This is a genomic window from Ruegeria sp. L12 (assembly GCF_056531745.1).
The window spans coordinates 20,358-35,980 of sequence record NZ_JBQFMH010000012.1; the positions used below are offsets into that span (position 1 = coordinate 20,358).

The window sequence follows — 15,623 nt, forward strand, 5'->3', positions numbered from 1 at the left end:
CAAGTCGGTCCTTAACGTGAGCGTACCAGTTTCGCGCCCGCCAATACGGCAGCAATTTGATTCTTCCAAGTGTAAACTATGTGACAGCGAATGCCGAATTTCATGCGAAAGAACGGATGGGGATCAAGTGGTTGTCCCATTGGCACCGGTTGCGCACAGTGATTTTATCCGTGCCCCGGTCAAGCGTACCGAACGCTCCGGTACCGGTTGTAAAGACCAATCCGTTCCGGCCAGCGCCCAGCCCACACACGTCGGTCTGAGCCACCGCGCCCGAAAACGCACCGCTTTCGACGTCGAAATAGTGCAGCGTATCGCCACGAGGGCAGGTGATCGCGATGGTGTCGCCGCTGGCCGCGAAGGCGATGCTTCCCGCGTATCCCTGCAATCTGCTCTGCCGATCCTCTGGCCCAGACAGCAATCGCGCTGTACCGCCCCGACAATGCAGACCCAGCAGGGGCGGATACTCGGTTTTTGCTCCTTGCCATTGCATGGCAAAGCCAACCAGACCGTCAGCCCGCACGCTCAGATGCCGAATTGAATTCTTGTGGAGTTCTGGTTGCAGGATCACCTGTTCCAGAACTGAACCCGACAGGTCCAGATAGCTGAGCCGGGGTTCCATCGCCGGCAGGTTCAGCTTGCTGCGCCCCATATCCGGGTGGGTTTCGATGCCGCCATTGGCGATGACCAGCGATTTGCCATCCGGCATCAGCCGCATGTCATGCGGGCCGACGCCGCCCGAGGGGAATTCGCCCAACCGCTCGTAGCTGTTCCCGTCCCAGACGCCGATCACGCCTTCCCCGGCTTCATAATCATTCTCGGTGGTGAAAAAGCACGCGGCGTCTGCCGAAAACACGCCGTGGCCATAGAAATGGCGCCCCGCCGGGGCCTGCAACTGACGCAGCTTTTCGCCGCTGGTGCAATCGATGACCAGCGCGAAAGTGCCGGGGCGGCGCGCAAAGGCAATCGCCTGTGCCTTGTGCGGGTGGGCTGCGGCGGCATGGCCCCGATCCGGCAGCGTCTGACTGAACAGGATCGTCCCTTTGGCGTCCAGCCCGGCCAACCGGTAAGAGCCATCGGGAAACAGCGCCGCAGCAAGGTAATCTGGTGAACCCGCGGCGGCCCATCCCTTAATCGGCGCGATGGTGGCAGCGGCCAGACCGGCAAGAAATCCGCGACGACTGGTCATACCTCAGTCCCCGTCCAGCGAGTTGAAACCGGCGCTGATACTTAGGGTCGGGCCAAGCTCGGTTGCGGCGATGGTGCGGATATCGTCGATAGACTGCTTCAAGGCTTCGACGCGGAAGCGGCCTTGCGGTTCTGCGACCCCGGCAAGGGCCGGATCATCCAGCCGCTCTGCCTGCGCAATCGCTTTTGCGAATGCCGCGTCCAGATCGGCGGCGATGTCAGGATGATCGAAGGACAGCCTTGCGGCCAGATCTCGCAGGGCGATCAAAGACAGTTCCACATGGCGCAGAGAGCGCTCGGACCGCCACGCCTCGGCCCGTTTCGGGCGCGGCCGGTCGAAACTGCCAAGCGGGCGGCCAAGTCGTGTGTCCGAGGTAAACTGCAGGCCCGTGGTCAGCGCTTTGAACAGTTCCTGCATCGCTTCGTCGCCTGTACGATAGGGACTGTCTTCGCCCGGTACCGTCAGTTGCGGTGCGTAGCTTTGCCAATCGGCGTTGATGGCATCGGCGTTTCGGTCAATATCGGCGGCGATGGCGCTGATCAACACACAGCGATACGCGGCGCTGCCCTGTTCGGCCATCGCAGGATCATAAAGCATCCGTTCCAACGCAAAGAACCCCCGCCCGGCGATCGAAGTCTCGGCAAAGGCGTTCGGGTCTTGGACGGCCTCGTCTTCAGCGGCGATCAATCCGGACAGGGCTTTGGGCGTGAAACCCTTGGTGTCGGGCCAGAAGGACAGAGCAAAGGCGCGATCGTCGACTTCGGTCGGGCCGAAACGCAAGTGACTGGCAGAAATCCAGGTGTCGAAGGCTGCGTTATAGGCAGCGCGCAGGTCGGCAGAGGCGGGTGCGCAATCGGTCTGCGCCGCGTTCGACAACGCCTCGGTCGCCCCGGCCAGACCGGCAAAGCGTGGCAGGATGTGGCTTTCGGCCGCGTCCATCAGGATCGGCGCGCGGTCCTGCGCGTAACCCGCCAGCGGAAGCAACAGGGCGGTCACAAGCGATAGGGTGCGCATGTCAGAGGCTTTCCAGAAAACGGATCAGGGCTTCGCGGTCGGGTTTGGGCATCGACACCACGGTATCGCGGGCTGCCTGCGCCTCACCCCCGTGCCAGAGGACCGCTTCGAGCAGCGACCGCGCCCGCCCGTCGTGCAGAAACTGGGTATGGCCGGACACCCGCTCGGTCAGGCCAATCCCCCACAGGGGCGGCGTGCGCCATTCGCGACCCGTCGCGCGCGCCTCGGGCCGGTTGTCCGCCAGTCCTTCGCCCATGTCGTGCAGCAGCAGGTCGGTATAGGGCCAGATCAATTGAAAACTGTGCTCGGGCCGGTCGGCCATGCGATGGGTGACATAGGCAGGCGTATGGCATGAGGCGCAGCCGGTGGTGTAAAATACCTCTTTGCCGCGCAGCACTTGCGGGTCATCGATGTCGCGCCTCGCAGGCACGCCCAGATTGCGGCTGTAGAAGGCGACGAGGTCCATACCGACCTGGTCAATTTCGCTGCCACGTGCATCATCGTCGCCATGCGGGGCGTTGATGCAACTGTTCTGTCGCGCCGTGCAGTCGCCATGGGGCGCGGGAAACAGCGGGCTTGAAATACCGATATCTCCGGCAAAGGCGGCGGCGGACTGCTCCATAATTGTGGGCATCCCCGCCTTGTGACCAAAACGGCCCATCATTGGGGCATCAAACTCGGTCGACCAGACGATATTGGGGCGGCCCGAGATGCCGTCGCCATCCGCATCCTCGGGATCGGCCTTGGCCAGCAGATCCTCGACCGGGATCGATTCCAGCAGCCCAAGCCCGATCATCTGCGGTGCAACACGGGGGCTGAGCATCGCCTTGGGGTGAAGCGGGCCATAGCCCAAATCGGCGGCCGCATAGGTCGGTTTGCGCAGCGAGGCAGTCTCGCCCCCCGACAGTTCGACCGGGATTTCCTCATAGGTGATGTCCAGCCGATATTCTGCCGGATGTCCCGCCAGCGCGAAATCCTGCATCTGCCCGCCATAGGTCGGTTCGGGCAAGGTGGCGATATAGTCGGCGATTTCAGCCGGGGCATCTTCGGGCGCGCCGGGGATCGAGACGCGCAGAAACATCGACACCGCATTGTCATCCGGCCCGTTCGGCGTATGCCCGCGCCCGTCCTTGATATGGCAGCGCTGGCAGGACCGGGCATTGTACAAAGGCCCCAGCCCATCTGACGCCAATGTCGACGAAGGCGAAGAGACCCAGATCTTCTTGAACAGCCCGTTACCGACTTTGAAATCCAGTTCCTGTTCGAAACTGATATTGGCCGAAGGGTGCGAGAACGCATCCGCGTTAGAGCGCACGCGAACCGTGGCAGCCCCCGCCGACAGTGCCTCAAACGCCTGAGGAGCGCTGAAATCCACGGGCGCTGTCGTTGCCGCATCGATCCGGGCGCGCTCTTCATCAGTTCTGGGAAGGGTGTTGAGGTGGAGGTCCCGCAGCTCGGTTTCTGCGGACTCAGCCGCCTGTGCAGGGGCGGCCGCCAGTGCGGCCACCGAAATAAGGGCAAGCTTACCCGCCTTCGTCCATCTTGTATGCGTTGAGTTGCGCATGGCTGGCTTCGCCGATCCTTTCATAGAGGTCGAACTGCGTTTCAAGGAAATCGATATGGCTCTCTTCATCCGACATCAAGTTCTCGAACAGTGACATCGACTCATAGCCACCGGCTTCCCGGCAGTATTTGCGCGCTTCCTGGTAAATGGCTCTGGCCTCAGTTTCGGCGGCCAGATCGCGCCGGGGCGTATTGGCCCCCGGGGCAGGTTCAGGGCTTATTGGAATACCGCATTGGGATCATCCAGGCTGTCCGAGCCTTCGAACTCGATCTGGTCAAGCTCCAGCGTGGACACGATGCGCTCGATGGTCCTGGTCTGATCGACCAGCCCGTTAACGCCGCCCATGATCAGCGCTTCGCCGCCTTCGTTGCCGCGCTCCAGCATCTGGTCATAAGCAAAACCGCCCTCGGCAGTCGATTTGATACGGCCCAGAGCCTGCATGGTGTTGGCCAGCTTCGCCTTCATCTCGATATCCAGCGCCGGGTCTGTTGCGGTGACCAGATCCGACAGCGATGCGCCCGAAACCGGAGTGCCATCGATGCGGGTATAGCTGCCCAGATAGACGTTCTGGATGCCAAGGCCATCATAGTAGTGGCTGTTATGGGTGTTGTCCGAGAAGCAGTCATGCTCTTCCTCGGGGTCGTTCAGCATCAGGCCAAGGCGCATACGCTCACCCGCCTGTTCGCCATAGGACAATGAGCCCATGCCGGTCAGAATGGCGCTGACACCGGCGGTTTCGTCTGCGGTCAGGGCCGTGCGGGCCTCACCGCCTTCGGCCCACTGTGCGGTCATCCATTCCAGATCGCTGATCAGCAGTTCGGTTGCGGCGCTCAGATACTGGGCGCGGCGGTCGCAATTGCCATTGGTGCAGTCTTCACCCTGAACATAGTCGGTGTAGGGACGGTTGCCCGCGCCCGCGTCGTGGCCGTTCAGGTCCTGACCCCACAGCAGGAATTCGATGGCATGATATCCGGTCGCCACGTTGGCCTCGATCCCGTCCGCCTCGTGCAGCGTGTCGGACAGCAGCGCCGGGGTGATTTCGGCAGCGTCGATGGTTTCGCCCGACAGATCAAAGCTGGGGTTGGCGATGACGTTCAGAACGGCGAATTCGTTTTCATCGCTGGGGCCACCATACGAGGCGTCCACATAATCGATCAGTCCTTCGTCCAGCGGCCAGGCGTTCACTTTACCCTCCCAGTCGTCGACGATGGCATTGCCAAAGCGATAGACCTCGGTCTGCTGATAGGGAACGCGGGCTGCGATCCAGGCGGCGCGCGCGGCGTTCAGGGTTGCGTCCGACGGGTCGGAGATCAGCGCGTTCACCGCAGATTGCAGCGACTTTGCGGCGATCAGGCTGTCTTCGTATTTCGCTTCGGCGATGTTGGCATAAGTGCTCAGGACATCGGATTTTAAGGGCGCCTCGGCTGCGGCTGCACCTGCGATGGACAAGGTCAAGGCGCTGGTCGCGGCGTACAATCTGGTCATGGGGTTTGATCTTTCTGAAATATCTGTTTGCGGGTCCTGCGCCAAGGCAGAACGGACGGGGAATTACTTGATAGAATTAGTCAACAATGTCAACCTGAGTTTTATTGTCGGAAATACCTCCCAATTGAACCCCGCCATAAATGGGGAGGGCGGAAAGGCCGTGTCATTATTGCGTGACGCTACAAATTGGCTAAAATACGCGGTGTTTTTGGTGGTGATTGTTATGAAGAGTGTGGCCGTTTCTCTTTTTCTTCTTCCTGCCGGCTTGATGGCGCAGGAAGCCAGTTCATCCAGTACGCACACCCATCAGGTCGGGCGGTTAGAGATGTCGGTTTTGGGAAATGAGATCACGCTGGCCCTGAAAGTGCCCGGAACAGATATCGTAGGCTTCGAACATCCCACCTACAATGATGAGGACCGGTCGCGCGTTGCCGACGCGATCTCTGATCTGTCAAAACCGCTGACAATATTCGAGATCCCGCCCGAGGCCGGGTGTATGACCGCTTCGGCCAATGTGGCGCTGGTCGGGGATGCGTTCGGGCAGGAAGAACCGTCCGGGGACGGTGCAGACCATCACGAGTTTCACGCCGACTACCTGCTGCAATGTGAAGATATTGCGGTGCTGACAACAATTCGGTTTGCCTATTTCGAACGGTTCACGGACGCGCAGCAATTGACGGTTCAGCTTTCTTCGCCCGGTGGAACGCAGGATATTCAAGTGCAGCGGGATGCGCCTCTGATGACGTTGCCTTAAGCGCCGCGCCGCATTTGCCGGGCGATACACAGCGCCTCACAAATCTGAGACCTGAGCGAAAGAAGGTTGCCCCGCCGATGTGACGCGGGCAGGCTTGATGCGACGTCCAGCCGGTCGGCGTTGGCGTGTCCGCGCACTGGCAAAACACTGATTTGAGCCACAAGATATGAACTTTCGCGATCTTCAATACGTTATTGCTGTGGCCGAGCATCAGAATTTTACGCGGGCCGCGCAGGCGGTGGCGGTCAGCCAGCCTGCATTGTCGAACCAGATCAGGAAGCTTGAGACCGAACTTGGGGTTGCGATTTTCGAGCGCGGCAAAGACGGCGTTCATCTGACCGGTTTTGGTCAGGAGCTGATTGCCCACGCTCAGCAGGTGGTCGAGATCGTGGATGGTATCGGAGACCTGGCGCGCCGCCACCAGACGACCGAGCTGCCGCCCATTCGTTTGGGCATGACACCGACCCTGGCTGCGTATCTGTCGCGCTATTTCCGCGCGCTGTTCGCGCAGGTGGCCCGGGATCGCAAGATCATCATCGTCGAAGAATATCCCGTCGCCCTGGCCAGGATGGTCGAGGATCGTTCCGTCGACATGGCCTTTATCGCACGCAAAAGCTTCGATCACATCTATCGCGGCTCAACCCGACCTTTGGATTTCACTTCGCTCTGGCTCGAACCACTGTATCTGGGGATGCGCAAGGGCCACCCGCTGAGCCGCAGATCCAGTATCTGGGCGCATGAAGTTCCGGCGGATCAGTTGATCCGGTTTCCGATTTCCTTTGGCTATGATCTTGAGCAGGATCTGCCAAAGCCCTCGGAAACGGTGGCGGAAGAGACCGGCATTGACGTCACCACTGCCCGGTTTGAAACCGTGTGCCGCTATGTGGCGCAAAGCGAGGCCTGCACGATGGTCAATGCCATCGCCGCCGAACAGTTCAAACGCGACGGGTTCGGCCTGACCTTTCTGCCCTTCGATGACAAGGGCAACATGCGGGAACTGGGGGCGCTGACCCGGCCACAATATCCCGACCCCGAGATCATCGAGGCGATGGGCAAGCATATCCATCAGGACCCGCCGCAGGGCACAGTTGCATCGCGCAACGCGAATCTGGTCAAGAAACCGGTCGCTTCCGACAGCTGAATCCCAGGTCTTATGATCTGGTATCGCCTGACGATGTCCGCGCATGTCCGCTGCAGGGCGTAACAAGGGCCAAACTATTCGTGAAAACCTGTCACCGAATAAGATTTCGGCACCTGCCCTATCGCATCAAGTATCAGTAAAACAACGAATAAAATTCCTTCAATCTCGCGGATCACGTGACTATTCGCGAAGGTTATACACCCCATTCGAAGGAAGAATTTCAAAAGGCTCAGCGCGATCGGCAACTGATGAGAACGCGGACAAACGGCCCCGGTTTGATGTCCGTCCGATTTGAACTCATGCAGGGAGATCCCCAATGCTTTCCGACTTTCTCGCATCCTTGCGCGCCAGATTGTTGACGACCTCGTCACTGGCCCAGGAAACTGTCCGCGACGGGCAGACACTGTCCAACGGATTCTTTCAGGCAACTGTCGTCGACAACACTCCGGCCTTTGTGCTGGACAATGATTTTGCCCGCCTTCTGAACTTTGGTCAGATCACCACCAACAACGCCGCAGCCGCCGTATCGGTCGAAGGTGAGGATGCACAGGTATTCAACTTCCGCACCGGCAGCATCGAGGCCAATTCGGGCCCAGACGCGCTGGCCACCGGCATTCAGGTCTCGGGCAGCGCCGATATCCGCAACTTCGGTGAGATTGCAGGTGAATTTAATGGCGTTCAGTTTGCAGGTGCTGGCAGCTCGGGCCGTCTAGACAACTTCCGTGGCGGAGTGATCTCATCCGACAGTCGCGCAGTGGACATTCAGGGCGAAGGCGTCAGCGTTCGCAACTTTGGTGACATTATCGGCACCGGAAATCAGCGCAACGGCACGATCTATACCAACTCGACCGCCGAGGATGTCAGCATCAGCAACTTCTCGGGCGGTACCATCGACGCAGGCGCGGGCAACTTCGGTGCCGGTATCTCGCTGCAGGTGGGTGATGAGGCGGGCGACCGGGTGTCGAACGCCATTTTCAACGGTTTTGGCGCGACCATTCAGGGTCGTGGTCAGGAAGCGTCGAACACGCCGGGCGCAGGTGATGGTATCCGTATCAACAACGGGGCCGAGGGCACCATTGCCGAGATCGACATCAACAACAGCGGTCTGATTTCGTCCGACAGCAATCAGGGCACCGCAGGCGGTATCCGCATCGCCGATGGCGCCAATTCGGAAGGCCGCATCGTGAACACCTCGACCGGTGTGATCGAAGGCGCGCGCAATGGCCTGTACATCGGCAATGCCGAACATGATCTGGATGTTCTGAACTTCGGCACCATCCAGTCGGGCAGCCGCGCGGTGAATATCGACGGAACCGGCGTGGATCTGATCAACGGTGGCGTCATTCTGGGCACCGACGAGCAGCGCAATGGTACGGTTTATGCCGATGGCACGGCGGATGATTTCTCGGTCCGCAATCTGGCCAATGGTGTGATCGACGCGGGCGAGCACAATCAGGGCTCGGGCTTTGGGGTCGAGATTGGCGGGGCCGAGGATGGCGCCAACACGTTTGAGCTGGACAATGACGGCATCATCATCGGCCGAGGCAATGCCGCCGCCAATGTTGGTTTGGCAGGCGACGGCGTGCGGATCGGCAATGTCGGCAATTCCGGCACGACCGACGCCACTATCACCAACACCGGCACGATCCTGTCGGAAGGGGCCAACGGCACCGTTGCCGGTCTGCGCGTCGTCAATGGCGTGAACTTCAAAGGCACGCTGAGCAACGCAGGCCTGATCGCGGGTATTCAGAACGGTGTGTATTTCGGAACCGGTGATCACTCAGGTGGTCAGTTCCTGAACACCGGCACAGTGTTCTCGGACAGTCGCGCGCTGAACATTGACGGGTTCGGTCTGGATGTGCGCAACGAAGGCGACATTCTGGGCACCGGCAACCAGCGCAATGGCACCGTCTACGCCGACGGTACCGCCGACAATTATACCTTCTCCAATACCGGTCTGGTAGATGCGGGCCTTGGCAACAACGGCTCGGCCGTGTCGCTGCAAACCGGTGACGTGGATGGCGACGTGGTCTCGGCTGCGATCTTCAATGAAGGCACCTTCCAGGGGCGCGGTGATGCCATCGAAGGCAACCAGGTCGGCGACGGTCTGCGCCTGTTCAGCAATGTCGAAGACGCCAGCTTTGCCGGTCTAGTGCAGAATGACGGGCTGATCGCGGGCTCCCAGGACAGTGACGCAGCGGCGGGTATCCGTATCGACGGTGGTTTGAACCTTCTGGGTGCCATCGTCAACGAAGGTGAAATCTCGGGTCGGGTCAATGCGATTGACGCGACCGAGGCGGGCTCAGTGACATTCGTCAACGATGACGAAGGTGTGGTAAATGGTAATGTGTTGCTGAGTGCCGGAGACGACATCGTTGTGGACTTCGGTCGGATCAACGGTGTCGTCGACGGCGGCGCGGGGGATGACGTTCTGATCGCCGGTCAGGGTGACAACGTGATCGTCGGTGGCCTTGGAAACGACTTCATCGAAGGTGGCGAAGGTTTTGACACCGCAGATTTCTCGGATCTGGATGTGTCGGTCAAAGTCAGCCTCGATGCCAATGGCAACGGAACCGCCGTGCGTGACACCGGCTTCAACGTCAGTGTCGTCAACCAGACCGTGACCGCACCCGGCCAGTTCGGGTCGGCCATTGCGGATGGCGCTGCCTTTGTGGAGCAGGCTGCTGCAAACAACCTGTATTACAACATCCACACGACCGACTTCCCGGCTGGAGAGATCCGTGGCCAGTTGCTGGTTCAAAGCGACGAAACCGTGGACGGTATCCGCACCCTGACGCTCAGCGGTCCGCTGGATGCGGCGCAAGAGCCCGGGCCGCTGTCGGACAGCAATGCTACCGGCTTCGCCACGGCGGTCGTGGTCCAGAACCTGCATACCGGCGAGGTCACCTATTCCAGCGACCTGAGCGTCACCGGCCTGAACGAAGCCGATCTGCAAACCCCGATCCCGGGTGTTGTTTCAGCCATCCACCTACATAATGCACCGGCTGGTCAGAACGGCCCGGTTGTTCAGGACACGCTGGTCGATGCAGGCGCGACGCTGGATGTGGACGCCACGGGCGGAACCGGTGTCATCGGTGAAGACGTCATCGACAACCAGATCGAGACGGACATCCTCAGCTCGATCGAGCGGGTTGTCGGTTCGGGTGATAGCGACACGATTGACCTGTCGGGTTTTGACGGTGTGGCGATCGATCTGGACCTCAGTGGTCCGGTACCCAGCCCTCTGGTAGGCGGCGACGTAGGTCCGCAGGACGGTGCCATCATCCAGTTCGGCGAAATCCTGGCCGAGGTCGATGACTTCGAAAACGTGGTCGGTTCCGAAGGCGATGACCTGATCCTCGGCAACAACGAGTTCAACGTGCTCGACGGCGCTGGCGGCAACGATGTCATCCACTCGTTCGGCGGGGCGGATATCATCATCGGTGGCGCGGGCAACGACACCGCGCTGTTCTCGGCGGGGCCGGGCGTTGTTCTGGACCTCGACGAAGACGGCAACGGTGTCGCCAGTATCAACGCGCCGGACGGGGCCACGCTGGATCAGGTGTACGGGTTCGAAAACATCAGCGGCTCGAACAATGTGAACAGCCCGAATGGCGGTAACGACATCCTGTCGGGTAACTCGGGCGACAACGTTCTGCGCGGTCAGGCCGGGGATGACATCCTGAATGGTGAGGGCGGCAATGATATCCTGATTGGTGGCGCCGGAGAAGACATCCTGATCTTCGAAGGTGAGTTCGGCAACGACGTGGTCGAGGAATACGAGACCGGCATCGACCGACTGGATTTTACCGATTTCGGACCGGATTTCCGCGACAACCTGACCATCGAACAAGACGGAAACGACGCGCTGCTGTCCTTCTCGTCCGACAACTCGGTGCGTCTGGTCGGCATCAATGCCTCGGATCTGACTGACGACGACTTTGTTGTCTGATCACTGACCCAATGGGGTGGCGCCGCAAGTCGCCACCCTTCCATCCTGAAAAGAGATCACCGTCATGTTTCAGAAAAAATCTTCCATCAAAACAGCCTGGGCCTCGCTGCGGGGCGGCTTTATCGCCATCGGCTTTTTCAGCCTTGTCCTCAATCTTCTCATGCTCGCCGGTCCGCTTTACATGCTGCAGGTCTATGACCGTGTGCTGACCAGCCAGAACATGGATACCCTGATCGCCCTGACCCTGCTGCTGGGCGGTGTATTCATCGTCACTGGCCTGTTGGATCTGATGCGGATGCGCATCCTGAACCGGCTGGGGGCCCGGTTCGAACTGAAGATCGGTGCGCCGCTGCTGCAGGCCTCGATCCGCCGCCGTCTGCAGGGCAATTCCACGGCCGCAGACAACCCGGCCGCGGATATCGCCGGACTGCGCGATTTCATCTCGGGGGCCACGTTGATCGCGTTTTTCGATGCACCGTGGATTCCGATCTATCTGGCGGTGCTTTACATGTTGCACCCCTACCTGGGCGCGCTGGGCCTTGCCGGGGCGCTGATCCTTACAATTCTGGCCCTGATCAACAACGCGCGCGCCGCTGGCGTCATGCAGGACGCATCCCGCGCGCGCGGCAGGTCCGACGCTTTGTTCACCACAAGTGAGCAAAATGCAGAGCTTGTCCATGCGATGGGGATGAATGGTGATCTCGCCCGTCGCTGGACAGCTCTGCAACACGAGGCGCACGGGTTGAAGACCCGCGTATCTGACCGGATCGCCAGCTTTTCTGTTTTGTCCAAAACAATCCGCATGGCGCTGCAGTCGGGCATGTTGGGGCTGGGTGCGGCGCTGGCCATCACCGGACAGGCCACGGCGGGTGTGATGATCGCCGCGACCATCGTTCTGGCGCGTGCCCTGGCCCCTATCGATCAGCTGATCGGCCAGTGGCGCGGCCTTCTGGCGGCACGTGGTTCCTACAAGAACCTGCGAACCCTTGACGAAGCCTTTCCCGCAAAGCCCAAACGGCTGGCATTGCCGCGCCCGCAACTCTCGGTGAATGCTATGATTTCTCAGGCCGGGCCGCCATTGGCCCGCAACGCCACCATCGGGGGTATCGAGTTCGCCCTATCGGCGGGGGACGTGATGGCCGTGATCGGCCACAGTGGCTCGGGCAAGAGCACATTGGCGCGGATGTTGGCGGGCATCTGGACCCCTCAGCGCGGCGCGATCCGGCTGGACGGGACGCCGATGGCAAAGTGGGACCCGCAGGAACTGGGTCAGATGATCGGGTACATGCCGCAGGATGTGCAGCTGTTCGACGGCACGATCCGCGAAAACATTGCGCGGTTTTCGACCTCGGTCGACGATGCCAAGGTGTTCGAGGCCGCCGTGGCCGCCGACGTGCATGGCCTGATCGGCAATCTGCCCGATGGCTATGACACGCAACTGGGCAACGGGTTCCACCTGTCCGGCGGTCAGCGTCAGCGCATTGCCCTGGCGCGCGCACTGTATGGCGATCCGTTCCTTCTGGTGCTGGATGAGCCAAACTCGGATCTGGACGCGCAAGGCGAGCTTGCCCTGCGCAACGCCATCAGCGCCGCCAGCGCACGGGGCGCCATCACATTCGTCATGACCCACCGTCCCAGCACCTTGCAGGCGGTGAACAAGGTCCTGACGCTGAGCAAGGGATCGCAGACCGGCTTTGGCGACAAGGACGATATTCTGCGCCCACGCCAGCAAACCGGCCTGCCGTCGCAGGATCACCCTCAGATCGTCGCGCGTCAGGCGCAGCCAGCCATTCAGCAAGGAGCAACCCAATGACTCCCGCAATTTACTACGCACCCGAGCAAGGCCTTTTGCGGCTGGAAGACTATAACCGCGCCGAGCAAAGGCTTCCCGGTGCGGGTATCAGGGGCTTCGTGATCCTCGGCCTGCTGATCGTGGCCGGTTTTGTCGGGGGCTCGGTTTATTGGGCCGCTGCCTCGAAACTCGACGGTGCGGTGGTCGCCCCGGCCTCTTTTGTGGTCGAAGGCAATCGCAAGACGGTTGAACATCTGGACGGCGGCATCGTGCGTCGGATTCTGGTCACCGATGGCGATGTGGTCCAAGCAGGGCAGATGCTGGTTGAGCTCGACAGCACCGATCTGGACGTCAATCTGGACGTGATCAAAAGCCAGTTGGGTGAACTGAGCGTGCGCCGCGCCCGTCTGATCGCGCAAATCCGTGCTGCGGGCCGGTTTGAGCGTGCAGACGTCGCCGATATGATGCGCGTCGCTATGGACAGCCGCGACTGGGATGACGCCTTCCTGACCCAGAAACTGCTGTTCGATGCCGAAATCCGCACCCGCACTGCCGAGCGGAATCTGCTGGATCAGCAGATCGCCAATCTGCGCGATCAGATCGTGGGGCTGCAGGCTCAGCGTCAGGCCAATGACCGCCAAATGGACATCACCCGCGAAGAACTTGGCAATCTGGAGACCTTGCAGGACAAAGGGTTGGTCGCGGCCAACCGCGTCAACAGCCGCCGGGTTGAGGTTGAACGCTTGATCGGAGTCGAAGCCTCGCTCACCACGCAAGAGGCGCAGGCGCGCAACCAGATCAGCGAGCTGCAACTGACCAGCATCGGCCAACAAACCCAGCGCGCCGAGGCGGTCTCGACCGAATTGGCACAGGTCGAAGCGCAGTTGGCCACGCTTGTACCTCAATATGTAGGGGCCACAGAGCGCCGCAAGCGCGTTGCGGTCACGGCTCCGGTCAGCGGGCGGGTGGTGGGCCTGACGGTCTTTACCTCGGGCGGCGTTGTCCGCCCCGGCGAGCCCATTCTGGACATCGTCCCGGCCGATCAGCCCCTGATCGTCGAGGCGCGGGTGAACACCGCCGATATTGAGAAGCTGTTTGTCGGTCAGTCAACCCGCGTGCGCCTGTCGGCCTTTGATCAGGGCGAAGTGCCCGAGGCGACCGGCAGGATCACCGATATCTCGGCTGACAGTCTCGAGGATGATCGCACCGGGCAGCCCTATTATCTGGCGCAGATCAAGCTGGATGCGGCGCAGCCCGAACAGGTGGCGTCGCTGGAACTTGTTCCGGGGATGCCTGCGGACCTGTTTGTGAACACCGGCGAACGCACCGCGCTCAGCTATCTGGCGCAACCGCTGCGGGAACGTCTGGCGCGAACCTTCATCGAATAATCCCAAAGCCGCCGACAACCCTGCCGGCGGCCTTCTTAACCGCGTACTAACGCCTTTTGCAGGGCGTAGTACGAGTCTTTGGGTTTTCGCTCCAGCGTTTCGAAATCCACATCAACCAGCCCGAAACGCTTGTCATACCCAAATGACCATTCGTAATTGTCGAGCAGCGACCAGACGAAATATCCTTTGACCGGAACCCCGTGGTCCTGCGTCTTTCGAACCTCGGCCAGATGCAGGTCAAGATAGTTGATCCGGTCCTGATCCTGTTGCCGCTCTGCACTCGCCATGCCGTTTTCGGTGACATAGATCGGCAGGTCGCCGGTATGGTCCTTTGCGGTTCGGATCAGAAAGCGCGAGAGGGCGGCAGGGTCGATCTCCCACCCCATCTGCGTTTTGGGCAGCGGGCCGGGCACCTCTTGCAACGAAGGCCATGGGCTGTCGGCGGGCGCGATCAGCTTGCGGGTGTAATAGTTCAGGCCGCACCAATCGACGGGCGTGCCAATTGTTTCGAAATCGTCCTGCCAGCCTTCGGGCAGATGGCGTTCGAGGCCTTCCAGAACTTCCTTGGGGTAGGCTTTGTTGAAAACGCCGCCCAGAAAGAAGCGGTTGTAGATCCCGTCATAAAGCGTCGCGGCGGCCTGTGCCCCGGTGCTGTTGTCGGCGGGATCGGCCCATTCCAGATTGAACACGGCGCCCAGATTGGACATGCCGAGGCCGCGCATGGTCTGGATCGCATGGCCATGCGCCAACAACACGTGATGCATTGCACGAGCGGTGGCGCGGATATCGCGCAGACCGGGGGCATGGTGCCCCTCGAAATGGCTGAGCCAGCTGACGCACCACGGCTCGTTTATGGGCGCGACACTGTGCATCCGGTCGCCAATGCGCCCCATGAGGACCTGCGTGAAATCGGCGAACCAACCCGCGATATCGCGATTGCGCCAGCCGCCCAGATCGGCCAGCGGCGAGGGCAGTTCCCAGTGATAGAGCGTGGCGCAGGGCTTGATGCCGCGTTCCAACAGCGCATCGGCGAGGCGGTCGTAAAAATCCAGCCCCTCTTGGTTCACCGGACCGCGCCCTTCGGGCAGAACCCGCGCCCAACTGGTGGAAAACCGGTAGCAATCAAATCCGGCCTCCCGGATCAGGTCGAAATCCTGCTCGAACCGGTTGTAGTGATCGCAGGCCAGATCCCCGTTCTCCGCGTTTGCCACATTGCCTGGCGTGGCGGCAAAACTGTCCCAGTGGGTCGCCCCGGCTCCCCCCTGTGCGTGCCCCTCGATCTGATAGGACGACGTTGCTACGCCAAACATGAAATCTTGCGGGAAATCTGAGCGTTTATGTTTCATA

Annotated in this window: 11 protein-coding genes; 5 read left to right on the plus strand and 6 right to left on the minus strand. The window is 60.8% G+C overall.

Annotated features, from left to right (window positions below; genetic code table 11):
* Positions 1-100: 100 nt before the first annotated feature.
* Genes ACR0K9_RS17260 through ACR0K9_RS17280 form a run of 5 tightly spaced genes read right to left on the minus strand, consistent with a single transcriptional unit; the run spans position 101 to position 5,249 of the window.
* Complete coding sequence (locus ACR0K9_RS17260; RefSeq protein WP_480825044.1) at positions 101-1,186, minus strand: DUF1513 domain-containing protein; 1,086 nt, start codon at positions 1,184-1,186, stop codon at positions 101-103.
* Positions 1,187-1,189: 3 nt separating this feature from the next.
* Complete coding sequence (locus tag ACR0K9_RS17265; protein ID WP_480825046.1) at positions 1,190-2,200, minus strand: imelysin family protein; 1,011 nt, start codon at positions 2,198-2,200, stop codon at positions 1,190-1,192.
* 1 nt (position 2,201) lies between these two features.
* Positions 2,202-3,764: a di-heme oxidoreductase family protein gene (locus tag ACR0K9_RS17270; RefSeq protein WP_480825048.1), complete on the minus strand. Its 1,563-nt coding sequence runs from the start codon at positions 3,762-3,764 to the stop codon at positions 2,202-2,204.
* Positions 3,724-3,990, minus strand: a complete 267-nt coding sequence (locus tag ACR0K9_RS17275) for a ferritin-like domain-containing protein (RefSeq protein WP_480825151.1) — start codon at positions 3,988-3,990, stop codon at positions 3,724-3,726. The genes ACR0K9_RS17270 and ACR0K9_RS17275 overlap by 41 nt, the downstream gene beginning before the upstream one ends.
* Complete coding sequence (locus tag ACR0K9_RS17280) at positions 3,981-5,249, minus strand: imelysin family protein (RefSeq protein ID WP_480825050.1); 1,269 nt, start codon at positions 5,247-5,249, stop codon at positions 3,981-3,983. Before ACR0K9_RS17280 ends, ACR0K9_RS17275 begins: the two co-directional genes overlap by 10 nt.
* Here ACR0K9_RS17280 and ACR0K9_RS17285 point away from each other — a divergent pair.
* The 5 genes from ACR0K9_RS17285 to ACR0K9_RS17305 all read left to right on the plus strand — a co-directional run bounded on the left by ACR0K9_RS17285 (position 5,206) and on the right by ACR0K9_RS17305 (position 14,276).
* A complete protein-coding gene (locus ACR0K9_RS17285; protein WP_480825052.1) occupies positions 5,206-6,003 on the plus strand; it encodes a ZrgA family zinc uptake protein in 798 nt (265 codons plus the stop codon). The genes ACR0K9_RS17280 and ACR0K9_RS17285 overlap by 44 nt on opposite strands.
* A 166-nt stretch (positions 6,004-6,169) precedes the next feature.
* Positions 6,170-7,144, plus strand: coding sequence for a LysR family transcriptional regulator (locus ACR0K9_RS17290; RefSeq protein ID WP_480825054.1), 975 nt, complete (start codon positions 6,170-6,172; stop codon positions 7,142-7,144).
* A gap of 316 nt (positions 7,145-7,460) precedes the next feature.
* Positions 7,461-11,096, plus strand: coding sequence for a CHRD domain-containing protein (locus tag ACR0K9_RS17295; RefSeq protein ID WP_480825056.1), 3,636 nt, complete (start codon positions 7,461-7,463; stop codon positions 11,094-11,096).
* A gap of 64 nt (positions 11,097-11,160) precedes the next feature.
* Positions 11,161-12,909 carry a type I secretion system permease/ATPase gene (locus ACR0K9_RS17300; protein WP_480825058.1) on the plus strand — a complete coding sequence of 583 codons (1,749 nt, stop codon included), beginning with the start codon at positions 11,161-11,163 and terminating at the stop codon, positions 12,907-12,909.
* Positions 12,906-14,276, plus strand: a complete 1,371-nt coding sequence (locus tag ACR0K9_RS17305) for an HlyD family type I secretion periplasmic adaptor subunit (protein WP_480825060.1) — start codon at positions 12,906-12,908, stop codon at positions 14,274-14,276. Before ACR0K9_RS17300 ends, ACR0K9_RS17305 begins: the two co-directional genes overlap by 4 nt.
* A gap of 35 nt (positions 14,277-14,311) precedes the next feature.
* Here the strand turns inward: ACR0K9_RS17305 and ACR0K9_RS17310 are convergent, their stop codons facing one another.
* On the minus strand, positions 14,312-15,622 hold the full coding sequence (locus ACR0K9_RS17310) for a GH1 family beta-glucosidase (RefSeq protein WP_480825062.1): 1,311 nt from the start codon (positions 15,620-15,622) through the stop codon (positions 14,312-14,314).
* Position 15,623: the final 1 nt, after the last annotated feature.